Origin of the sequence: Kitasatospora sp. NPDC059673 (assembly GCF_042734215.1) — a bacterium.
Lineage (GTDB): Bacteria > Actinomycetota > Actinomycetes > Streptomycetales > Streptomycetaceae > Kitasatospora.
The window spans coordinates 18894-41223 of the sequence record NZ_JBHWEN010000037.1 but is presented as its reverse complement, the minus strand read 5'-3'; the positions used below and the strand labels follow the sequence as shown (position 1 = coordinate 41223).

Annotated in this window: 17 protein-coding genes; 7 read left to right on the top strand and 10 right to left on the bottom strand. The window is 73.0% G+C overall.

From position 1 onward, the window contains the following. Positions 1–46: 46 nt before the first annotated feature. A complete protein-coding gene (locus tag ACFV18_RS30495; protein WP_380488503.1) occupies positions 47–1063 on the bottom strand; it encodes a VanZ family protein in 1017 nt (338 codons plus the stop codon). 52 nt (positions 1064–1115) lie between these two features. After that, positions 1116–3038 carry an NAD-binding protein gene (locus ACFV18_RS30490; RefSeq protein ID WP_380488502.1) on the bottom strand — a complete coding sequence of 641 codons (1923 nt, stop codon included), beginning with the start codon at positions 3036–3038 and terminating at the stop codon, positions 1116–1118. Positions 3039–3202: 164 nt separating this feature from the next. Here ACFV18_RS30490 and ACFV18_RS30485 point away from each other — a divergent pair, with 164 nt between their 5' ends. Then, entirely contained in the window at positions 3203–3802 is a 600-nt protein-coding gene (locus ACFV18_RS30485) for an HdeD family acid-resistance protein (RefSeq protein ID WP_380488500.1), read from the top strand. A gap of 54 nt (positions 3803–3856) precedes the next feature. Here ACFV18_RS30485 and ACFV18_RS30480 read toward each other — a convergent pair whose 3' ends face one another. After that, complete coding sequence (locus ACFV18_RS30480; RefSeq protein WP_380488498.1) at positions 3857–5185, bottom strand: lipase family protein; 1329 nt, start codon at positions 5183–5185, stop codon at positions 3857–3859. Between the two features lie 169 nt (positions 5186–5354). Between ACFV18_RS30480 and ACFV18_RS30475 the strand changes: the two genes are divergently transcribed. After that, entirely contained in the window at positions 5355–6596 is a 1242-nt protein-coding gene (locus tag ACFV18_RS30475; protein WP_380488497.1) for a PucR family transcriptional regulator, read from the top strand. Positions 6597–7626: 1030 nt separating this feature from the next. On the opposite strand, the gene ACFV18_RS30470 is transcribed toward ACFV18_RS30475, so the two are convergent. Then, positions 7627–8256 (bottom strand): LysE family translocator, encoded by a 630-nt coding sequence (locus ACFV18_RS30470; protein WP_380488496.1) that lies wholly within the window; start codon positions 8254–8256, stop codon positions 7627–7629. Positions 8257–8377: 121 nt separating this feature from the next. Between ACFV18_RS30470 and ACFV18_RS30465 the strand changes: the two genes are divergently transcribed. Next, on the top strand, positions 8378–8839 hold the full coding sequence (locus ACFV18_RS30465; protein WP_380488495.1) for an Lrp/AsnC family transcriptional regulator: 462 nt from the start codon (positions 8378–8380) through the stop codon (positions 8837–8839). Between the two features lie 37 nt (positions 8840–8876). Here the strand turns inward: ACFV18_RS30465 and ACFV18_RS30460 are convergent, their stop codons facing one another. Beyond that, positions 8877–9248: an antibiotic biosynthesis monooxygenase family protein gene (locus tag ACFV18_RS30460; RefSeq protein ID WP_380488494.1), complete on the bottom strand. Its 372-nt coding sequence runs from the start codon at positions 9246–9248 to the stop codon at positions 8877–8879. A 163-nt stretch (positions 9249–9411) separates the two neighbouring features. On the opposite strand from ACFV18_RS30460, the gene ACFV18_RS30455 reads away from it, so the two are divergent. Beyond that, on the top strand, positions 9412–9669 hold the full coding sequence (locus ACFV18_RS30455; RefSeq protein ID WP_380488492.1) for a Prokaryotic metallothionein: 258 nt from the start codon (positions 9412–9414) through the stop codon (positions 9667–9669). Positions 9670–9742: 73 nt separating this feature from the next. On the opposite strand, the gene ACFV18_RS30450 is transcribed toward ACFV18_RS30455, so the two are convergent. Beyond that, positions 9743–10975 (bottom strand): cytochrome P450, encoded by a 1233-nt coding sequence (locus tag ACFV18_RS30450; protein WP_380488491.1) that lies wholly within the window; start codon positions 10973–10975, stop codon positions 9743–9745. Between the two features lie 65 nt (positions 10976–11040). Beyond that, on the bottom strand, positions 11041–12012 hold the full coding sequence (locus ACFV18_RS30445) for an EI24 domain-containing protein (protein WP_380488490.1): 972 nt from the start codon (positions 12010–12012) through the stop codon (positions 11041–11043). Positions 12013–12497: 485 nt separating this feature from the next. On the opposite strand from ACFV18_RS30445, the gene ACFV18_RS30440 reads away from it, so the two are divergent. Then, a complete protein-coding gene (locus tag ACFV18_RS30440; protein WP_380488526.1) occupies positions 12498–13742 on the top strand; it encodes a cytochrome P450 in 1245 nt (414 codons plus the stop codon). A 235-nt stretch (positions 13743–13977) separates the two neighbouring features. Here ACFV18_RS30440 and ACFV18_RS30435 read toward each other — a convergent pair whose 3' ends face one another. Next, on the bottom strand, positions 13978–15597 hold the full coding sequence (locus tag ACFV18_RS30435; RefSeq protein ID WP_380488489.1) for a M4 family metallopeptidase: 1620 nt from the start codon (positions 15595–15597) through the stop codon (positions 13978–13980). Between the two features lie 930 nt (positions 15598–16527). Here ACFV18_RS30435 and ACFV18_RS30430 point away from each other — a divergent pair. After that, positions 16528–16989, top strand: a complete 462-nt coding sequence (locus tag ACFV18_RS30430) for a nucleoside deaminase (RefSeq protein ID WP_380488487.1) — start codon at positions 16528–16530, stop codon at positions 16987–16989. Positions 16990–17139: 150 nt separating this feature from the next. Here ACFV18_RS30430 and ACFV18_RS30425 read toward each other — a convergent pair whose 3' ends face one another. Further along, on the bottom strand, positions 17140–19446 hold the full coding sequence (locus tag ACFV18_RS30425; RefSeq protein ID WP_380488486.1) for a hypothetical protein: 2307 nt from the start codon (positions 19444–19446) through the stop codon (positions 17140–17142). Between the two features lie 130 nt (positions 19447–19576). Continuing rightward, on the bottom strand, positions 19577–21028 hold the full coding sequence (locus tag ACFV18_RS30420) for a lipase maturation factor family protein (protein WP_380488484.1): 1452 nt from the start codon (positions 21026–21028) through the stop codon (positions 19577–19579). A 232-nt stretch (positions 21029–21260) separates the two neighbouring features. On the opposite strand from ACFV18_RS30420, the gene ACFV18_RS30415 reads away from it, so the two are divergent. Next, the gene (locus ACFV18_RS30415; RefSeq protein WP_380488482.1) at positions 21261–22292 is read left to right on the top strand and encodes an EamA family transporter; all 1032 of its coding nucleotides are present in this window, start codon (positions 21261–21263) and stop codon (positions 22290–22292) included. The last annotated feature ends 38 nt before the right edge of the window (positions 22293–22330 follow it).

Here is a 22330-nt window from a genome sequence, read left to right as displayed (position 1 = left end):
CGGGGCGAACCTGACGGGCACACTCCGACCGCACCGGAACACCCGCTCAGTCCCGGCGGAACTCGACCACCCGGCTGTTCCGGTCGACGTCCACGTGGACCGTCCCGCCGGAGTAGGTGTAGGTGAAGCGGCGGCGCCCGCCCTGGCCACCGTGCGGGGCGAACTGCGGTTCGCCGGAGGCTGCGGGGTGCCACTGGGCGAGGAACCGGTCTGCGGCCTCGCGGGCCTGCTGGTCGGTGGCGGGGCCGGAGTCGGTCTCCTCGGGGAGGAAGCCGCCGTTGAGGTCCCTCAGCAGGCCGGACGGCCAGTCCAGGGTGAAGCCCTGGCGCTCGCCGGTGACGAACAGTTGGTCGACTCCCGGGCCGCCGAGGTGACGCTGCACCGCGACCACCCGCGAGCCGGGGCCGAACAGCAACTCGGCATCCCGGTGGGCGAGTTCACGTTGCGGACCGGTGGCTGCCGAGAGGCCGGTGGCGACGGTCGGCTCCAGCACCAGGGACTGGAGCAGCAGTACCGGCACCCCGAGCGCCGCCGCCATCGCACCACCGACCGCCAACTCCTTTCCGGCAGGCCGTATCCGGCGGCGTTGGACGAGGCGCACCGCGCAGCCGAGCAGCACGCCGGCCAGGCCGCCGAGCGCGTTGGCGGCGAGGTCGCCGCTGTCACAGGCGCGGCCGATGAACGGGAGCAGGCCCTGCACGGTCTCGGTGGCGGCGGTGAGCCCGAGCACGGAGACCGCGACGACAGCGGGCCGGCCGAAGGCCAGCACGGCGAAGAGACCCAGCGGGACGTACATCAGCAGGTTGAGCCGGCCCTGTTCCGCACCGAGGGTGAAGGCCAGGTCGGCGCCCCAGGTGCAGGACGGGTTCTGGCCGCCGCCGTTTCCGGTGGGGCAGAGGGTGGCGGCGAGTTCACCGGCCAGGGCGACACCGAGCAGCACGGTGGGCCACTGCGGGAGGCCTCGCCGGGCGGCGAGCGACCGGGCGGCGGCGCCGAGCAGCACGGCCAGCACCAGGAAGGCCGGCACCAGGACGACGTTGTTGTTCAGGATCGCGCTGATCATTGATGCTCCGTCAAATCATCCAACATACAAGCGAGTTGGAACCCCGCCCCGGCTACTGGATGATACGGGCCAGGCCGGCCCTGGTCGCCGCGACGACGATGTGGTCGCCGGGGGTGAGGCGGCGGGAGCGGTCGGCGAAGTTCCACTGGTAGGAGTCGGCGCGGCGTTGCAGGCGGACGGAGACCACCCGGACGCCGCCGGCGGATTCCAGGTCGCCGATGTTGCTGCCCTCGAGGGCGGAGCCTTCCTCGACGGTGAGTTCGGCGATCAGCAGGACGTGGCGGAACACCGAGAGGGTGCCGAGGACTTCGCGGCCCATCAGGGCGGCGGCGAAGGCGGGCGCGGCCAGGTAGGAGACCGAGCGGGAGGCGACGTTGCCGAGGGTGGCGTACACGTGGTGGGCGAAGTCGTCGTCGAACAGCCGCACCACGATGCGGACTTCGGGCCGTACCGCGCGGGCTTCCAGGGCGGCTTCCAGGTTGGCGGCGTCGTCGGAGGTGACGGCGGCGACGGCCCGGGCGTGCTTGACCCGGGCCTGCTTGAGCTGCGCCTCCAGCGGGCCTTCCCCGATCAGGACGGGGATGCCGAGGGCGCGGGCGGCGGCGATGCCGCGGGCCTGCGGGTCGCGTTCCAGGCAGACCACGGGCAGGCCGGTGCCGTGGATCAGGGTGGCGACCCGGGTACCGACGTTGCCGAGGCCGACCACGATGACGTGGTCGCGGGTGCGGGCGCCGGGCGGGCGGGGCAGGCCGCGGCGTCCGCTGGCGAGGGCCTCGACGGCGATGGCGGTGACCAGCGGGACGAAGGTGATGCCGCAGAAGGTGATCAGCACCTGGGCGGCGCGGGCCCACGGGTCGCCGAGGGCCTGGTCGGCGGGCAGATCGGGCTGGGCGGCGCCGGCCGCGTCCAGCAGGGTGGAGTAGAGCGTCCAGCCGAGGCCGGGCGGGTGCTGGGTGCGGTAGTAGAGCACCGCGGCGCCGACCACGATCGCGGCGAAGGCGGTGATCAGGATGACCCGCAGCCGGGTGTTGGTGAAGTACTTGAGGCTGTCCAGCAGCCACCACTTGACCCGCTTGGCCAGCGGCTGGCGGAGGGCCGGTTCGGCGTCGAGTGGTTGCAGGGCGGCGAGGCCGCCGGGTTCGCGGGCGGGGTCGAGGTCGGGGCGGCCGAGCTCGATCGGGCCTTCGCCGCTGCCGAAGCGTTCGGCGATCCGGATGAAGTCGGCGGCCCGGCCGCCGGTGTCGGGCAGCAGGCGCAGCCGGCTGAGGTCCTGGCGGTCGATCCGGTCGGCGACCAGGCAGAGCTGGTTGCTGTGGATGTCCTCGTCGTAGGCGACGTACAGGTGACGTCCGCCGACCTCGACGGTGTGCGGGCGGCCGAGGGCGCCGTTGGCGAAGGCGGGCGCGGCGGTGGCGGAGGCGGACAGGGCCGCGCAGTTGGGGAGGAGCTTCTCCAGGTGTTCGCCGAGCCGCTGGTTGAAGATCCGCAGCACGATCCGCACGCCGTGGTTGCGGTTCTCGGCGGCCATCGCGGCGTGGATGTTCTCCTGGTCGGTGCCGTCCATCAACGCGATGCCGCGGGCCCGTTCGACCCCGGCCGCGCCGAGCGCCTCGCCGGTCAGCGTGGAGTACTCGAGCACGGCCGCCACACCGGGCAACTCGGCGATGGCGGGGCCGTATTCGCGCGACCGGTCGGGCACCACGGCGACCACCGGCACCTCGTACTGCTCGGTGAGTTCGAGGATCAGCCGGTAGGCGATCGAGTTGCCGCCGCAGACGATGTAGTGCCCCTCGACCGGCCCGGCCCCGCTGTTGACCGACCCGTCCCCACCGCCGACCGGCCCGGCTCCGCTGTGATTCGGCCCCGGCCCACCGACTGGCCCCGCCCCGCTGTGATTCGGCCCGGCCCTGCCGCTGTCCCCCGCCCCGGCCGCGTCGGCCGCGGACTGGGGGCTCCCCCGCCCCTGATCCGTCATAGCGTCAGATGGTAGACGGCCCGTCAGGACGTCAGGGTGAACAGACGGTAGCGGATCCGCGCGAGCAGCCTCACCCGTTCGGCGGAGTCCGCCGTGCCCGGGGGCGGGACGGGCGCCGAGGCTGGGGGTGATCCCTGTTTCGCAGCGGCAACCCCGGAGGAGCCATGGCAGATCCCTATCGGACCGACGACCGTCCCGGCCTGGTCGGCCCGTTCCAGCAACTGGCCCGGATGGCCTGGCAGGCGGTGCTGGCGGGCGGTCTGATCTCCTTGGCGCTGGGGGTGATGATCCTGGCGTGGCCGAAGCAGACGCTGTGGGTGGTCGGCGTGCTGTTCGGCGTGTACCTGGTGGTGATCGGCATCGTGCAGCTGGTCGCCGCGTTCGGTACGCACGTCGCGACGGCGCTGCGGGTGCTGGCGTTCGTCAGCGGCGCGATCTGCGTGCTGCTGGGCCTGCTGTGCTTCCGCTCGGCCGCCCAGTCGATCCTGTTGCTCGCGCTGTGGATCGGCATCGGCTGGCTGTTTCGCGGCATCACCCATCTCGCCGCGGTGGCCTCCGACCCACTGATGCCGGCCCGCGGCTGGCAGGGCTTCATCGCCGCGCTGTACGTGCTGGCGGGCATCCTGCTGATGGTGTTCCCGGCTCACTCGATCACCGCGCTGGCGGTCCTGGGCGGCTGCGCACTGCTGGTGATGGGCCTGACCGAGATCTTCGCGGCGCTGCAGATCCGTCGCGCCGCGAAGCTGTACCCGCGCGAACTCTGAGGCCCTGACGGCACCTTGGGCCCGCCCGGACGCACCGGGCGGGCCTTCGCCGTGCTACCGCCCGGGCGGGACGGGCTGTTCGGGGGCGAGCGAGTTGCCGCCCGGGATGCGGCCGCAGTCGCTGGGGGCGGCCTTCCCGGCGAACCGGTCGTTCAGGTAGCCGATCGCGGTGGGCGCCCACGGGACGGTCGCGCCGAGGTGGCTGAGCAGGTCGTACTGCTGGTAGGCGATCCGGCCGTTGCCGGTGGCGCAGTACTGCCGGGCCAGGGCGCGGACGTCGCCGGCCACCATCACGCCGTCGCCGGTGCCGATGCCGGGCAGGTTGGAGAAGGTGCCCTCCAGCACGCCGGCGTTGCCCTGGGCAATGTAGCCGGGGACGGTGGGGGTGGCGGCCGAACCGAGGTTGATCTTGTTGACGGCGGCCAGGAACGGGGGCACGGAGTTCGCGTCCGCGTACTCGGGCTTGGCGAGCTTCTTCCAGGTCAGGCCGGGGTACTGGCCGAGCGCGTTGACGATCGAGGCGCCCTGCATCTTCGCGTAGACCTGCTTGCCGTAGTCGCTCAGGTACGGCGTCAGGTCGAGGTCGTAGGCGCGGGCGACGCCGATGATCGCCATCGGGATGACGCCGGTCCACACCACCCCGCCGTCCACGTACTTCAGGTTGTGCGCGGGGTCGACCAGCAGGCCGCCCTCGGCGAAGCCGACCAGGCGGCGATTGACGTCCGGCGCGTAGCCGGGGGCGAGGGCGGCGGCCCAGTTCGTGGCGATCGCGCCGCCGGAGTACCCGAGCAGGCCGAACCGGGTGTCCGCGTTCATGCCGGTCGCCGGGGAGGCGGAGACCGCGCGGATCGAGTCCAGCGTGGTGGTGCCGTACTCGGGTCCGGCGGCGAAATCGGCGCTCTGGCCCTCGGTGTCGGGGATCACCACGTCGTAGCCCTGGAGCACGAGCGGCACCACGAGCAGCGCCTCGGCGTTGGGGATCGCCCCGCCGAGGGTGAGGCCGCCGGCGATCGCCCGGGAGGGGCCGTCGGCCGGGTTCAGCGAGTCGTAGAACGACTGGTACGACACCGCCTTCGACCCGTCGCTGCCCAGGCCCCGCACCACGGTGGTCACCCCGGCGGACGGGCGGCCCTGCGCGTCGGTGGTGCGGAACAGCAGCTGCACGGCCTGCACCGGGGTCGGTACGCCCAGCAGGTGGTACGCGAGGGTGCGGGTCTTCAGCACGGTGCCGGGCGCCAGCGAGGACAGCGGGGTACTGCCGTCGTAGGTGTAGAACGTGTCGGTGGACGTGCCGACCGCGGTGGCGGTGACGGCAGGGGCCGCGGTGGCGAGAGCGGCGGCGGCGAGGGCGGCGGCGATCGTCCGGGCGACGGCTCGGTACATGGCTCTCCCGTTTCTGACTGTTCCGGTGGGGGTGGGGGGCGCGACCTGACGGGGGGTCGGTGGGGATCGCGCGAGTTACCTACGAGTAGGTAACCTCCGGGGAAACCATCATGGACGCGTCGACCGGCCACGTCGCCGGGCCGCTGCACAGAGATTCGCGAGGTGGCTTGTGACCGCGCCCAACGCCCAACACTCCGCCCCCGAACCACAGTTCGGCGGCACCCCGGTCCACCAGCGGCTGCTCGCCCTCGCCCCCGAACTCGCCACCGAGGTCACCGCCCGCCTGCTGGACCGCCTGCCCGCCTACCACGCGCTGCCGCCCGAACAGCTCCGCGGCGAGATCACCCGCCAGCTCGAACGCGGGATCCGGGCCTTCGCCGACGTCCTGCGCACCGGGCGGCCGCCCGGCGAGGACGAACTCGCCCGCATCCGCGAGTCGTCCGCGCGGCGGGCGGACGAAGGCGTCCCGCTGGAGTCCGTGGTCGGCGCGTACCACCTCGGCGCGCAACTGTGCGCCGCCCGCCTGCTCACCGCGGCCGAACCCGCCGACCTGCCCGACATCGTCACCGCGCAGGACCGCCTGCTCGGCTACCTCCGGCTCGTCAGCTGCGCCGTCGCCGCGGGCTACGTGCAGGAACGGCAGGCCGCGCTCGGCGACGAACAGGTCGCCCGACAGGCCCTGCTCTCCCGCCTGCTGGAGGGCGGCGACCCGCGCGCCGCCGCCGACCGGGCCGGCATCCGGCTCCCCGCCCGCTACGTCGTGCTCTCCCTCGCCATCGGCCCGCACCCCGACGAGTCCCGCCCCGGCGTCAACCGCTCGGTCGCCGCCCGGCGCAAACTCCGGCGCCTGCGCGCCGAGTTGGAGCGCCGCCAGCCGGACGGCGTCCCGCTCGCCGCACTGGCCGCCGACGGGGGAACAGTGCTGCTGCCCACCACCGGACTGTTCGACCGCGACGCCCTGACCGCCCAGCTCGACCGCCTCGCCCGGGCCTGCGGCGCACCCCTCGTCGCCGCCGCGACCACCGCGCCACCCTCGGCGGTGGCCGACGCCGTCCAACTCGCCACCGAGATCCGGCTGGTCGCCGAGACCACCGGCCGCGGACCCGGACTGCACCTGCTCGATGACGTCCTGCTCGAATACCAGCTCAGCCGCCCCGGCCCCGCCCGCGACACCCTCGCCGCGATCCTCGCCCCGCTCACCGACCGCCCCGAACTCCTCACCACCCTCCGCACCTTCCTCGCCTGCGGCCTCGACCGCCGCCGCACCGCCACCCGCCTCCTCGTCCACCCCAACACCGTCGACTACCGCCTCCGCCGCACCGCCACCCTCACCGGCCTCAACCCCGCCCGCCCACCCGACCTCCTCACCCTCCACGCCGCCCTCACCGCCCACGACACAGCAGCGCTCTGACGCAACCGCACTGCGAGCGCTGCGCGCGAGGCGGTGGGAACGAGAGGTGGGGGCGAGGCGGTGGGGGCGAGGCGGTGGGGGCAAGAGGCTGGGGGCAAGAGGCTGGGGGCGAGGCACAAGCGCTGCGCGCGGCCAGGTGCGGAAGAACGACGGCGCGAGCGCTGCGCGCGGCCACCACGCGAGAACCGCAGCGCGGTGCGCGAGGCGGTGGGGCGAGGCAAAGCGCTGCGCGCGGCCGGGCACGCGAGAACCGCAGCACGGCCCGTACCAGGCGCCGCGCACGACAGCGCGGGTGGCACGGGCGCTGCGCGACCCACGGAGAGGGGCCGCCGTCCGATCGCCGCGCGCGGCCGGGACGCGGACGAACGACGGGGCGAGCGCTGCACGCGGCCAGGCACGGACGAACGACGGGGCGAGCGCTGCGCGCGGCCACCACGCGAGAACCGCTGCACGGCCGCTACGAGGCGCTGCGCGCGACAGTACGGGTGGCACCAGCCTGCGGGCGAGACGGTGGGGCGAGGCAAAGCGCTGCGCGCGGCCAGGTACGGACGAACGGCGAGGCGAGCGCTGCACGCGGCCACCACGCGAGAACCGCTGCACGGCCGCTACGAGGCGCTGCGCGCGACAGTGCGGGTGGCACCAGCCTGCGGGCGAGACGGTGGGGCGAGGCATAGCGCTGCGCGCGGCCAGGCACGGACGAACGGCGAGGCGAGCGCTGCGCGCGGCCAGCACGCGAGAACCGCTGCACGGCCGCTACGAGGCGCTGCGCGCGACAGTACGGGTGGCACCGGCGCTGCGCGACCCACGGAGAGGGGCCGCCGTCCGATCGCCGCGCGCGGCCGGGCACCGACGAAGGACGGGGCGAGCGCTGCGCGCGGCCAGCACGCGAGAACCGCCGTACGGCCCGTACCAGGCGCTGCGCGCGACAGCGCGGGTGGCCCCACGGGGAGGGTCTGTCGTCCGCTCGCTGCGCGCGGACCGCAGGGCGAGGCTGTGCGCGATGCTGCCGCCCGGGTTGTCGGCTGTGGTGTCAGGCTGTCGCGGTGACGCCCGCCACGGCGAGGAGGAGGATCGCGGAGATCGCGGAGAGGCGGCGGGCGGCGGTGGGGGTGGTGGTGAGGCGGGTGGCGAGGCGGGCGGTGGTGAGGGCCACGGCAGTGTAGACGGCGGCGCAGCAGAGGACGTTGATGGCGCCGAGGGTGGCGACCTGGGCGCCGACGGGGAGGGTGGTGCCGGGGGTGACGAACTGGGGGACGAGGGAGAGGTAGAGCAGCAGGCCCTTGGGGTTGAGCAGGGCGGTCAGGAGGGATTGGCGCAGGACGACGCGGGTGGGCTGGGGGCGGGCGGCGGCGAGGGCCGCCTCGCGGCCGCTCCGGCGCAGGGTGAGGAGCATGGTGATGGCGAGGAACGCGAGGTAGCCCGCGCCGGCCAGGCGCAGGACGGGCAGCAGTCCGGGCAGGGCCCGGAGCGCGGCGGCCAGGCCCGCGGCGGAGAGCAGGGTGTGCACGCCGTAGCCCGCGCAGACGCCGGCGACGGCGGTGAGGGCGGCGGTCCGGCCCTGGCCGAGGCCACGGGCGGCGATGTAGAGCCAGTCCGGTCCGGGGGTGCAGACCAGCAGCAGGTCCACGCCGAGGAAGAGCAGCAGGGCATGCGGGTCCATGGCACCTTCGGTTTCGGGTTCAGGAGGTTCGGGGTGACGTCCTGGACGCTATCCGTCGGGCGCTGGCAGCCGATGTCCCGTTTTCGCTGGTCAGCCCACTTGTGGGGCAGAATGTTGCGCCATGGACCGCCTCGACCGCAGAATCCTCCACGAGCTCCAGCAGGACGGCCGGCTCACCAACGCCGAACTCGCCGACCGGGTCGGGCTGACGCCGTCGCCGTGCCTGCGCCGGGTGCGGCAGCTGGAGCAGCAGGGGGTGATCCGCGGCTATCGCGCGCAGCTCGATCCGGTGGCGGTCGGGTGCGGGTTCCAGCCGTTCGTGACGGTGGTGATGCGGCACGAGGACCGGTCCACCGTCGCCGAGTTCGAGCGTCGGGTCGCGGAGCTGCCGGAGGTGGTCGAGGCGCACCGGCTGTTCGGCGACCCGGACTACCTGCTGCGGGTCGCGGTGGCGGACCTGGCCGCGTACGAGCGTTTCGTCACCGATGTGCTGTCCGGCCTGCCGGGCATCGCGCAGGTGCACTCGCACCTGACGATGAAGCAGGTGAAGGCCGACCGGGGCATTCCGGTCCAGCGGGGGTGACCGGCCGGTCGGCGGCGGCCTCGGCGGGGGTAACCGGTCAGTCGGCGGCGGCCTCGGCGGAGGTGACCGGCCGGTCGGCGGCGGCCTCGGTGGGTGGGACGGGGTCGAGGCGGCGCAGGGAGTGGAAGTGCGCGACCGTCGGCGGGTGCTCCAGTTCGCGGAGTTCGTCCTCGGACCAGACCGGGCGGATCCGCCACATCGGGCCGGCGTAGGCGCGCAGGGCTTCCTCGTCGCGCCAGCGGGTGATCATCTGGACGCGGTGGTCGTCGTCGACCAGGGCGCACAGCAGTTCACCGCCGAGGAAGCCGTCCCAGCGGTCGAAGCCGGGCAACACGGTGGAGGCGAGCCGGGCGCAGAACTCCTCGACCCGGAGTGGGGAGACCTGGGCCTCCCAGATTCGAATGATCATCTCGGCCTCCTCGGCTGATCCCGGGCCCTGCTGACCATTATCGGACCTGACCGTGTTCCGACAGCTCGGCACGGTGCGGAACCGTTCGGACCGCCGCCGATTGCCGCCCGAACCGCACGGGCCAAGACTCGGCGGTGGACCCGTACGGCGAGAGGAGCCCGACATGGCGGTCTGCGTGGTGTGCCAGAACGACTACTGGCTGTCCTTCGAGATCAAGACGATCACCGGCGACACCTACGTCTTCGACAGTTTCGAGTGCGCGATGGAGAAGCTGGCCCCGCGCTGCGAGCAGTGCACGGTGCGGATCGTCGGCAAGGGCGTCGAGGTCGCCGGCCGGTTCTTCTGCGGCGCCAACTGCGCCCGCGCGAACAGCGTGCTCGGCGCGGAGGTCCGCGACGCGGTGGGGAGCCACCCGAGCTGACCTGCGAGGACGTCACCACGGGCGGTCACCGGCGAGGTGGCCGCCCGTTCTGCTGCCCGAAGGCCCGGCGGCGTCAGAAGGTGAAGCGCAGGGCGCGGACCCGGTGGTCGAACGAGGACGGGACGAGCTCCGGCTCGCCGGTGGAGCGGATCCCGGGCAGCCGGGTGAACAGTTCCCGCAGCAGGGTGCGCATCTCCTGGCGGGCCAGGTGGGCGCCCAGGCAGAAGTGCGGGCCACCGCCGCCGAAACCGAGGTGCGGGTTGGGCGAGCGGGTGATGTCGAAGGCGTCCGCGCGGTCGAACACCGCCTCGTCGCGGTTGGCGGAACCGTAGAACAGCACCACCTTGTCGCCCGCCGCGAGCCGGATCCCGGAGAGCTTGTGATCGACGGCGACGGTACGGCGGAACTGCACGATCGGCGTCGAGTGCCGGACGATCTCCTCCACCGCGCCGCCCAGGTGCGCGTCCAGGTCGCCGAGCAGCAAGTCGCGCTGCTCGGGGTGGACGGTCAGCAGGTGCAGGCCGTGGGCGAGCGCGTTGCGGGTGGTCTCGACGCCGGCGACCAGCAGCAGCGAGAAGAACGCGCCCAGTTCGCGCGAGCCCAGCCGACGGCCGTCCACGTCGGCGGTGACCAGCGCAGAGATCAGGTCGCCGGTGGGACGGCGGCGCCGCTCCCGGCCCAGCGCGGCCACCGTCAGGTGCATCGCGGCCAGCGCGTGCAGCCCCCGGCCGGGCACCCGAAGCCCCCGCCGGGTGACGCCCGCCGGCGCGGAGGCCCGGTTGATCCGGGCCAGGATGGCGCGGCGCTGCGCCTCGGGGATGCCCATCATCGAGCAGATCACCTGGTACGGGAGTTCCCCGGCGACGGCCGCGACGAAGTCGGTGGGGCGTTCGCGCTCCACCCGGTCCACCAGGCGGGCGGCGGTCCGCGCGATGTCCTGCTCGACCTCGGCGAGCAGCCGGGGCGTGAACGCCCGGCCGACCACCCGGCGCAGATCGGCGTGCCGGGGGTCGTCCAGGTTGACCATCGAGTCACCGAACACCGCCCGCACCCAGCGGGCGGGCTCCGGCGACGTCACCCCCGGCCCCGAGAGGTACACCTCGGGCGACCGGCTGGCGGTCATCACATCGGCGTGCCGGACCAGCGCCCAGCAGCGCCGCCCCGTCGCCCGGTCGGTGAAGGCCACCGGCCCCGGGCGCTCCCGCAGGCGACCGAACGCCTCGGCGCGCAACTTCTCGGGCAGCCGCCAGAACGCGGGGTCGCCCAGGTCAATGCCGCGCGGGGCGGCGTCCACGGATACGGGCATGGGGACGTTATCGCGCAGTCGGTGACGCTACGTCAAATCGCCGAACACGTTCGGTGAGAATTCGGTCAGCCCTGCCGGGGGTCCGAGGGGTACGGCTGCTGGTACGGGTTCTGCGGGTGCGACTGCTGGTAGGGGTTCTGGGGGGTCGGCTGCTGGTACGGGTTCTGGGGGTACGGCTGCTGGTACGGGTTCTGCTGGTAGGGGTTCTGCGGGTACGGCTGCGGCTGGTACGGATCCGCCGGGTAGCCGTCCGGGCCGTCCGCAGGGCTGTCGTCCGGGCTGTCGGCGGGCTCGGACTCCTCGTGCGGCGCGATCTCGCGGGCCAGCAGCGTCGCGCCGGCCACCGCGCCGGGCATCGCCAGCACGGTCAGCACCGGAATCAGGAACAGCAGCACCAGTCCGGCGCCGAAGCCGACCGCCATCGACATCCGGGAGCGCAGCAGGCGCAGCCGCTGCTTCTGCGACAGGCCGCGCTTCTGCAGGGGTGTGCCGGTGAGTTCGACGGTCATGAAGAACCCGGAGACGCAGATTCCGATCACCGGGACCACGGTCTGGCCGACCACGGGGATGAACCCGCACAGGAACAGCAGGATGCCGAAGCCGGCGGCGCGCAGCAGGACCGCCAGGCTGTCCCGGGCGGCCATCCACAGTTCGCGCCACAGCGGCAGCTCGGGGCCCTGCGGGCCGCCGCCCTCGCTCTCCTCGACCTTCGCGGACAGCGACTCGTAGAACGGCTCGCCGATCAGCAGCGTCACCGCCGTGAAGGTCAGCATGGCCAGCAGTCCGCCCATGCCGACCGCCGCCGCACCGACGGCGATCCGGACGGTGTCCCGCCACACCTCGGACCAGTGGTCGGCGAACGGTGTCGCCCAGGCCGCCAGGTCGCCCGCGTAGGCGATCAGCACGGCCAGTGCGGCCAGGTATCCGACCAGGGTGATCAGCGCCGGGATCATCCCGAAGCCCCACCAGCGGCCGTGCCGCGCCACCCATCGCTGCCCGTTGAACAGGAATCTCAGTCCCGCCCCGAAATCTCGCATGCCCGCACCTTAAAGGAACCGTCAAATCGCCTGGGCACCCGGCCGGTCCGAATCCTGCGCCACTCCGGCCGCACTCCGCCCGACGGTTGCGCCCCGCCCCACAGCTGTACGGCCCACCGCCGGCGGCTCGCCCGGACGAGTTGGCGGGGCGTCGGACGGGACCGCCGCGGCCGGGGCATCGTGATCGTTGTCATGCCGCCCACCGGGTTCTCCCGGCCCGCGCGGGTCACGTGGCATGACGGTCCCCGTCAATCGGGGAAGGCGGGGGAATCCGGGAAGGCGACGGCGGGCGGAAGTGCGCCGGGGGCGCGCGAAGGCAGGGGTCTGCGCTCTCGACGGGTGCCGGACGGCGGGCCCATCCTCGACCGTGCACGCCTGCCCCGTGCGCCTCGACCCGTTCGCATCGACCCGTTCGCCTCGACCCGCGTGAAGGAGCCTTCGTGGAGCGCCAGTTGGACAACCGGACGCCCTCGCTCAACCGCCCGCTGGAGTGCCCGGTCAACCACCCGGTGCTCGTCCTGGACCCCACCGGGCGGGCCCGCGACGCGGAGAGCGCCGAGCTGATCGCGCGCGGCCCCGTCACGCCTGCCGACATCCTCGGGGTGCAGGTGTGGGCCGTGTCCGACCCCGACCTGCTGGAGGACCTGCTCAAGGACCCGCGGATCGCCAAGAACGCCCAGCGGCACTGGCCCGACTACGAGCCGGTCGCGGCCGGCTGGCCACTGGCCCTGTGGGTGACGGCCCGCAACATGTTCTCGGCCGACGGCGAGGACCACCGCCGCCTGCGCCGCCTGGTGAGCGCGGCCTTCACCCCCCGCCAGGTCGCCGCGCTCGCCGACCGCATCGAGGACATGACGGCCACGCTGCTCGACACGATCGCCACCGCCGGCGCCGAGGGGACGCCGGTGGACCTGCGGGAACACCTGGCCCGCCCGCTGCCGATCCTGGTCATCGCCCACCTGCTCGGCCTGCCCGACGAACTGCGCGACGGCTTCCGCCACCACGTCGACGGGGTCTTCGACACCACCCTCGGCCCGGAGGAGTCCGCCGCCAACAACCAGGCGTTCTACACGGTGATCGCCTCACTGATCGCCGCCAAACGCGAGCACCCCGGCGAGGACATGACCTCCCTGCTGATCGCCGCCCGCGACACCGAGGGCGACGGCAGCGCCCTCACCGAGGAAGAACTGCTCGGCACCGTTCTGCTGGTGGTCTCCGCCGGCTACGAAACCACCGTCAACCTGATCGACAACGCCATCGCCCTGCTGCTCACCCACCCCGACCAACTCGCCCTGGTCCGCACCGGCAAGGCCTGCTGGGACGACGTGGTCGAGGAATCCCTGCGCCGCGAGGCCCCCGTCGCCCACCTGCCGCTGCGCTTCGCCCTGAAGGACATCCCGCTGCCCGGCGGCGTGACCATCCACCGCGGCGAGGCCATCCTCGCCTCCTACGCCGCCGCCGGCCGCCACCCGACCCGCCACGGCGACACCGCCACCCTCTTCGACGTCACCCGCGCCATCAAGGACCACCTCGCCTTCGGCCACGGCCCCCACTTCTGCCTCGGCGCCCCCCTCGCCCGCCTGGAGGCGCGCACCGCCCTCCGCGCCCTCTTCGACCGCTTCCCGCACCTGACCCTCGCCCCCGGCACGGAACTGGAGCCGGTCGACTCCCTGATCTCCAACGGCCACCACACCCTGCCCACCCTCCTGGAAGGACCGGGCCGGCCCTAGCCAAGGACGGAGGGCGTCCAGCACCGGGACAGCGAGGATCTGCACGCGAGACGTCCTCCCGCCGGGGTTGCTGCCGGGCGGGAGGGGAGGATGGGCGGTGACCTTGGGTATCGACCTCCTCGCCGCAGTCCTCCGCTGACCTGCAGGACTCGATCGGCCCCGGACCGGCCGCCACGAGCGACGAGGCCCCAGCCCAGAAGCTGAAGCCTCGTCACGACCGACACTGTGCACGGTGCTAGTTGACCTTGACCGCCCTCCAGGCCGCGGCCACCGCGTCGCGCTCCGGGTAGCCGTACAGGTCGAGCGCCGCATTGAGCGTCGCGGCACGGGCGGATTTGTAGGTGCTGTTCGGCACGAGGTAGTTCACCAGCGCCCGGTACCAGATCGCGGCGGCCTTGGTCCGGCCGATGCCGGTGAGCGTCGAACCGTCGGCCGTCGGGCTGTTGTAGCTCACACCGTTGATCACCTTCGCGCCACTGCCCTCGGCCAGCAGGTAGAACCAATGGTTGGCGGGGCCCGAGGAGTAGTGCGGGTCCAGGTCGCCGATGCCCTGGTACCAGTAGTCCGGCGAGCCACCGGCCTTGGAGGGCTTGTCCATGTAACCGATCGGGGTGCCGTTGCCGTTGATGTCGAGCTTCTCGCCGATGAGGTAGTCCGGCGGGTCGGCCGGCAGGTTGGCGTACCACTCGACCATGGTCCCGAAGATGTCCGAGCTGGCCTCGTTGAGGCCGGCGGCCTCGCCGGTGTCCCCCAGTGCGGCGGTGACCGTGTTGAGACCGTGGGCCATTTCGTGGCCGGTCACGTCCAGCGCGGTCATCGGGCGGGTGTTGGAAGGGCCGTCGCCGTAGGTCAGGCAGAAGCAGTAGTCGTCCCAGAAGGCGTTGATGAAGTTGGTTCCGTAGTGGACGCGGTTGTAGGTGCCGGTACCGTCGTTGCGGATGCCGTTGCGGCCGAAGGTGTTCTTGAAGTAGTCCCAGGTCGCGGCGGCGCCGAACTGGGCGTCCACGGCGGCCGACTGGCGGTTGGACGGGAGGCCGTTGCCCCAGACGTTGGTGGTGCTGGTGAACAGCGGGGTGCCGGGCACGCCCATGTCGATGGTGTACAGGTTGCCCCGGGTGGGGTCCTTCAGCTGGTAGGTCCCAGTCTGCGTGGTGGTCAGGGTGACGGCCCCGACCCGGACGCCGGTGCCGGTGCCCGTCGCGATCGCGGTCCGAATGGCGTCGCCACTGTCGAGGACCGCGCCGGTGGCCGCATCCGTGATCAGCCGCTGACGGCTGGGGGTGCCGTCGGCACGCACACCCTCCACCACGGTCCGGTAGGCCAGGCGCTGGGTGTCGCCGACGGCCCAGACCACCAACTGCGCCGCGCCGGTTGCACCGACCTGCGCGAGCGCCGCCCCCTGCCGGTCGGCCGCCACCCCGAGCGTGGCGCGGACCGCGTCGGTCGCCCCGGCGGCGGCCTGGTCGGCGGAGAGCTTCGGGAGGAGGCTCGGCAGCGACAGCTGCCCGGCGAAGTCCCGGTCGACCGAGCTGATCGAACCATTGGCCCGCTGATGCACCACCAGGTCGCCGCCGACGACGGGCAGGCCCGCGAAGGTCCGCTCGTAGCGCAGGTGACGGTCGCCGTTGGCATCCAGTACGGCGTCCTTGACGATCAAGCGTTCCTGGCCGCCCAGCGCGAGTGCCCTGGCGACCGGGGCGGCCTCGGCCCCGGCCAGGGAGAGCAGGGCCTCGCGCTGCTGCCCCACCGACGGCACGCCCGCCTGCGCGGGGGCGGGGGCGGCGGCGGCCTGGACGGCGCCCGCCAGCAGAACGGTGGCGGAGAGTACGGCTCCAACTGTCAGCTTTCGCTTCACGTGCGGGGTCCCTTCCACGAAACCGCAGGTGCGCGGTCGCGCCGCGCACCGGGGCACCGGGCTTGGCACCGTGGGGCGGTACGGGCGCTGACGTGCTGCTCCCGCGCGGTTCCCGGCGGCCCGTCAGGGTGGGGGACGGCCGCCGAGCAGGAGTTGGGCAGAAGCATGACAATGCGGAGAGCGAAATGACAGGCTCGCTCCGCATATTGGCCGGGTTCCGCCACCGGGCCGAAGGGGGCCCTCCACGTGCCGGTCATGTCCCGCTATCGCCCCGTTCGCCACGCTGGCGGGATCCCGCCAGCGGCCACCCCCTTGCCGCCTCCCGCACGGCCTGCTATCGCCGTCGTCCGCAGCGGGACGCATCGGCCCCCCGGGCGGGCAGGCCCGGCCAACTCCGGGCAGGAGATGTCGCTTTCAGGACTCCGACCGGCTTCGCGCCGGCAGGAAATGGCAAGCAGTCGGTTCGCCCGGTGCACCATGATGACGGCATGGACGATCAGACCCTCGAATGGGTGACCCTCTTCCACTACGAGAACCTTCCCGGCTGCCCGCGGCCAGGCCGGCTGACGGCGGTTTGACTGCGGGACCGAGGTATCGACTGGTACCCGTTCGCCGACGACGAGGTCAGGGTCGATCTGATGTGCGGCGTCCGCGAGGACGGGCACTGGCACGGCACGATCGTTGTCCGCTTCCGCGCCGACGCGCTCCTGCGGCTCGGCCTGCATCCCGATCAGCCGACCTCGGCACCGGCGGACCCGCTGCCCCCGAAGTGGTGGGGGCCATGGTCCCGGTGAGCCCCGACACCTGACGTACCGTCAACGTCCCTCCCCTCCCCGCCCCTCCGAACACTCGATCGAGCGAAGAACGCTGCGGTCGCGGTGGGCGCGCGCGGGAGGGGGTAGACCGGACGCGGACGAGAGGAGGTGGCCGGTGGGCGGTCAGATCGCGGTGGAGCAGGCACGGGAGTGGCTCGCGGTTGCGGTGGCGGAGGCGGAACTCGGGCTGGCCGAGGGTGGGATCCCGATCGGGGCAGCGCTGTTCGGCGTGGACGGGGAGCTGCTCGGGCGGGGGCACAACCGCCGGGTTCAGGACGGCGATCCGTCGATGCACGCCGAGACGGCCGCATTCCGCGCCGCCGGCCGCCTGCGCGGGTACGGGGACACGGTGATGGTCACCACGCTCTCGCCGTGCTGGTACTGCTCGGGCCTGGTACGGCAGTTCGGGATCGGGCACGTGGTGATCGGCGAGTCGGTCACGTTCACCGGCGGTCACCACTGGCTTGCCGAGCACGGCACCGGAATCACCCTGCTGGACGACCCACGGTGCGTACGCATGATGACGGAGTTCGTCACGGCCCGACCAGACCTCTGGCAGGAGGACATCGGCGCATGACGCGAAACGCTCACCGGCGGCCGGCACCGCCGACATGTTCAACAACATCGACCTGCCGCACCCACCGCACCATTCACCCTCGAAACGACCGTGCCCGCCGCTGTGCTGACTCGCACAACGACGGGCACGGAAAGGGTTCTTGGCAGTACGTCAGCCCCGGACGGAGGCCACCGCCGCCCCCAGAGCCTCCTTGATTCGCGGGCCGAGCCGGGCGAACCCGAGCTCCTTCATCGCCGCGCGCAGCAGCTCGTCGTCACTGCGCTCGGTCCCGTCCGCATCGAACCACGCCACCAGCGCGACCAATTCCTCGGCCGAGTACCCGGTGATCGGCTTGCCCGGCGTCAACTCCGGCTTGACCGGCCCCGACTCGGAAACCACCTCGGCAACAGTCTCCGCGACGACCTCGGGAGCGGGTTCGACGGCCGTCTCGGCGACGGGCTCGGCGACCGGCTCAGCCTCAACGACTGACTGCTCGACGACCGGCTCCGGCTCAACCTCCGCCTCGGCAACCGCCTCAACGGCGGGCTCCACGACCGCCTCAACCTCGGCAACCGACTCAGCCTCAACTTCGGCCGCCACCACGGGCCCCGGCTCAACCTCGGCCGCAGCCTCGACAACCGGCTCAACCTCGGCCTCGACAGCAACCTCCGCCTCGGCCTCCGGCTCCTCGACAGCAACCGGCTCAGCCTCAACCTCGGCCACAGCCTCCGCAACCGGCTCAACCTCAGCGACAACCTCCGCCTCGGCCTCCGGCTCCTCGACAGCAACCGGCTCAGCCTCAACCTCGGCCGCAGCCTCCGCCTCGGCAACGACCTCCACAACAACGTCAGCCGTCACCTCGGCAACGACCTCCGCAACCGGCTCGGCCACCACCTCGGCCGCAGCCTCAGCGGCAGGCTCTTCCGCAACAACGTCAGCCGCCACCTCGGCAACCGGCTCGGTCTCTGCCTCAACCTCGGCCGCAACCTCCGCCTCCGCCTCGGCAACGTCCTCCCCGGCCGGCTCGGCCTCGGCGACAACCTCGACCTCGGCCTCCGGCTCCTCGACCGCAACCGGCTCAGCCTCGGCCTCCGGCTCAACCTCCGCCTCGGCAACGGTCTCCACGACCGGCTCGGCCTCGGCCTCCGGCTCAACCTCCGCCTCGGCAACGGTCTCCACGACCGGCTCGGCCTCGGCCTCCGGCTCCTCGACAGCAACCGGCTCGGCCGCCACCTCAGCCGTCACCTCAGCAGCGGGCTCCTCCGCAGCAGCCTCAACCTCCGTCTCGGCAACGGCCTCCGCCACCGGCTCCACCTCAGCGGCCGGCTCCTCGGCAGCAACCTCGGCCTCGGTCTCAGCCTCAGCAGCCGTCTCAACCGCGGAGCCCACGACCTCGTCCGTAGCCTGCCGCGGCCCCGCCGCGAGGGCTGCGCGGGCGGTCTGGTGGCGGTCGTAGGCGGCCAGCGCAGCGTCCTTGTCGGCTTGGCGCTCCGTCAGTTCCTCCAGCAGCTCCGTCAGCCCCTGCTCGGCGAGTTCGAGGCGGAGCTGGCGGAGGGTGGAGAGGCGGTAGAGGGTGCCTTCGTCGGCGGCGAGGCGGTCGACGAGGTCGGCGAGTTCGCCGAGCGGGAGGGAGTCGAGGGCGCGCTCGGGGAGGAGGCGGGCGAGCGAGCGGACGGCGTCGGCGAGGGAGTCGACGACGTTGGCCGTCTCGGTCAGCAGTGCGCCGTCCACCGGCACGGAGGGCCGCGAGGACCCGGCGACGTCCGCGGCGAGTGCCTTCCAGTCCCGGTGGGCGGCCGCGGCGGCGACGAGCGCGGCGTGCAGCTCGGCGCGGCCGGGGGCGCGGGTGCCGGCGGGGGTGAGGGCGCGGGCCTGGCCGCGCAGCACGCGGCGGCGGTTCCAGCCGAGCTTGATGCCCTGGTCCTTGCGGTAGGTGCTGGTGCCGGTGGCGGCGGCGAGCTGCGGCAGGTCGTGCTCGTAGACCTCGGTGCGCAGCGTCGCGGCGGTGGCGTGGACGCGCTGGAGCAGGTCGAGCAGGGTGGTGAGGCCGCCGAGGGTGTCGGGGATGCGCAGGCCGGCCTTGTCGGCGATGGCGTTGGCGGCCTTGCCGACGGCGCGGGTGTCGCGGCTGCGGAGTTCGGCGAGGACGGTGGACGCGGCGCGGGCGTCCTCGGGGCCGGTGAGGGTCTCGGCGGCTTCCAGCCAGGGGTTGGTCTCGGGGTTGAGCGCGAAGCCGCCCTGGTCGGCGAACCGGCCGAGCTCCTCACGGGTGCTCTGGCGGGTCTCGCCGTCCGTCGCGGACGCGGTCGTCGCGGACGCGGTCTCGGACGCGGCGTCGTCGGCGTCGTTCAGGGTGCGCACTGTCATGTGAAGTCCGGTTCGTGGCGTGTGGCGGGCAGGGGTGCGGGTGGGGTGGTTGCGGCGGCGGTGGCGTCGCGGTAGGCCAGAATACGGGTGCGCGTTCGACGCTTGCAGCACCTGACCCCGTGAATTGCCGGGCCGCAGTGGACCGGTGGCGTCGGGCCGGGGCCCGCTCGCGTGGTCCGTACGGTAGGGAGCGCCACCGACAGTACGCCTTTCCGGGGTGGCGGGCGGGGGCCGGGGCGGGTCACCGGGGGGCTCCCGGAACGAAGCGCCGCAGTTCGGTGAGGCCGACGGGCCGCTGGTAGTCGCGCAGGGGGGTGCGGTGCCACCAGGCGCCGGTGTCGCGCAGTTCGGGGCCGGTGGTGAAGCGGTAGCGGTACAGGCGGGCCCGGATCAGGGCGGGCGGGGTGCCGGGGAACGGGTTGTGGCGCAGCAGGCGCAGGGTGTCCGGGTCGTTGACGAGGAGGCGGGCGAGCAGCGGCAGGAACCAGGGCCGGGCGTAGGCCGGGGAGATGGCGGCGAACCACATCAGCCAGTCCAGGCGCAGGTGGTAGGGCGCGAACTGCCGTGGCAGCCGTCGCAGTTCGCCGGGTTTGCCGCGGAACTCGTACGCGCGCCAGCCGTGCACCCCTTCCACGTCCCGGGTGCCTTCGAGGACGATCTCGTGGCGCACCCGGTTGACGGACCCGAACGCGCCGTAGGTGTTGACGAGGTGCAGCGGGTCGAAGGAGCGGTTCATCTGCTGCCGGGAGGAGAGCAGGTTGCGCGCGGGCTGCCAGGAGCGGACCGCCACGAGCAGCGTGTAGAGCGCCACCAGGGCCTGGTACCAGGCGGGTTGGGCCGGGTAGTGCGGGTCGGGGGCGATCGGCAGGACGCGGCGCAGGGTGCCGGTGTCGAGGGCGCCGAGGGCGACGGCGACGGTGAGCCAGTTCAGCCAGGCGAAGTTGCCGGAGGCGATCAGCCACAGCTGGGTGGCGATCATCAGCAGGGCGGCGTCGGAGGCGATCGGCTGCGGAAGGAACAGGCCGAAGGGGACGACGAGTTGGACGAAGTGGTTGGCGGCGGCCTCGACCTTGTGCAGGGGCCGGGGCAGGTGGTGGAAGAACCAGCTGAGCGGGCCGGGCATGGGCTGGGTCTCGTGGTGGTGGTAGAGGCAGGTGAGCTTGCGCCAGCATTCGTCGCCGCGCCATTTGATCAGTCCGGCGCCGAACTCGACGCGGAACAGCAGCCAGCGCAGCAGCCACATGCCGAGGACGGGCGGCGCGGTGGCCGCGTTGCCGAGGAGGACGGCGAGCGCGCCGGCTTCGAGCAGCAGGGATTCCCACCCGAAGGCGTACCAGGTCTGCCCGACGTTGACGATCGACAGGTAGAGCGCCCAGAGGAGTGCCCACAGGGCCATCGCGACGCCGAGCGGCACCTGGTTCGCCGCTCCGGCGAGTAGCGCGGCGGCGAGCGCGGCGCCGGTCCACGCGACGGTGGCGTAGAGGCGGTCGCTGTAGTGCCAGTGGAACAGGCTGGGGGCGTGGCGCAGTGGGACGCGGGCGACGAAGCGCGGGATCGGGAGCAGGCCGCGGCTGCCCAGCAGGGCGCGGAACTGGCGTGCGGCGGCGAGGAATCCGCACAGGTAGACGAGGGCGAGCAGGCGCAGGAACAGCTCGCGGGCGAGCCGGTACTCGGGGGCGGCGAACCATGCCATGCGGCCGCTCCTCGGGTCGGCTGCGCTCGGCCGCCCCCATGCCTACCATCCGCGGCGGCCGGGGTGGGGCCGGTTGGGGGTGCGGTGGTGCGCCGGTTCATCCGGTCGGCCCTGCCCGGCGTGCGCGATCGGGCTTCTGCCCGTATCGGCTGCTGAAACCCCCTGCCGGGCGCGGGCGGAGTGTGGTGTCATTCCGCCGAACCCCTGTCAGGAGTAAGAGAAGGAGACGCACATGTCCGCGACCTCTCCGCAGCCCGCCGCCGATCCCGACTGTCCGCGACCCGGCTCATCCCCCGGCTCGATCCCCGACGCGTCCCCCGCCTCACCCCCCGTCAAATCCCCCGCCTCGTCGGCCGATTCGCCCCGCTCCGGCACCCGCCCGGCCGGGCTGGGGGCGGCGGTCTGGGGTGCGTTGGGCATCGTGTACGTGGTGTGGGGATCGACCTATCTGGCGATCCGGGTGGTGGTGGAGACCATGCCGCCGCTGCTGTCGGGCGCGCTGCGGTTCGCGGCGGCCTCGGTGCTGCTGGCGGCGGGGCTGGCGGCCCGCCGGGGGATCCGGACCCTTTGGGTGACGTGGCGTCACTTCGCTTCCGCCGCACTGGTGGGCGTGCTGCTGCTGTGCGGCGGCAACGGCATGGTGGTGCTGGCGGAGCGGACCGTCCCGTCGGGGCTGGCGGCGCTGATGGTGGCGAGTGTGCCGCTGTGGGTGGTGCTGCTGCGCCGGGCGTTCGGGACCAGGACCGGCCCGGCCACGCTGGCGGGCGTGCTGCTCGGCCTGGTGGGCCTGGCGGTGCTGACCGCGCCGGGCCTGACCGGCCAGGTGGGGCTGACCGGGCTGCTGCTGGTGGTGGTCGGCGCCGTGGTGTGGGCGCTCGGCTCGGTGCTGGCGGGCCGGCTGCCGATGCCGGCCGACCCGTTCGTGGCGAGCGTGTACGAGATGCTGGCGGGCGCGGTGGGTGCGTTCGCGCTGGCGTTCCTGCGCGGCGAGCCGGGCGGTTTCGATCCGGCGGCGGTGTCCACCGCGTCCTGGGTGGGGCTGGGGTACCTGGTGCTGTTCGGCTCCATCGTCGCGTTCACGTCTTATGCCTGGCTGCTTCAGCGCGCACCGCTGCCACTGGTCGCCACCTACGCGTACGTCAATCCGGTGGTGGCCGTGTTCCTCGGGTGGCTGTTCCTCTCCGAGGCTCTGACCTGGCCGATCCTGCTCGGCGGCGCGATAGTGGTCGGCGGGGTGTTCCTGGTGGCCCGCAACGAGCGCTGAAAGCTCCGCAGACCAACCGTCCGGCAATTCTTCAAGAA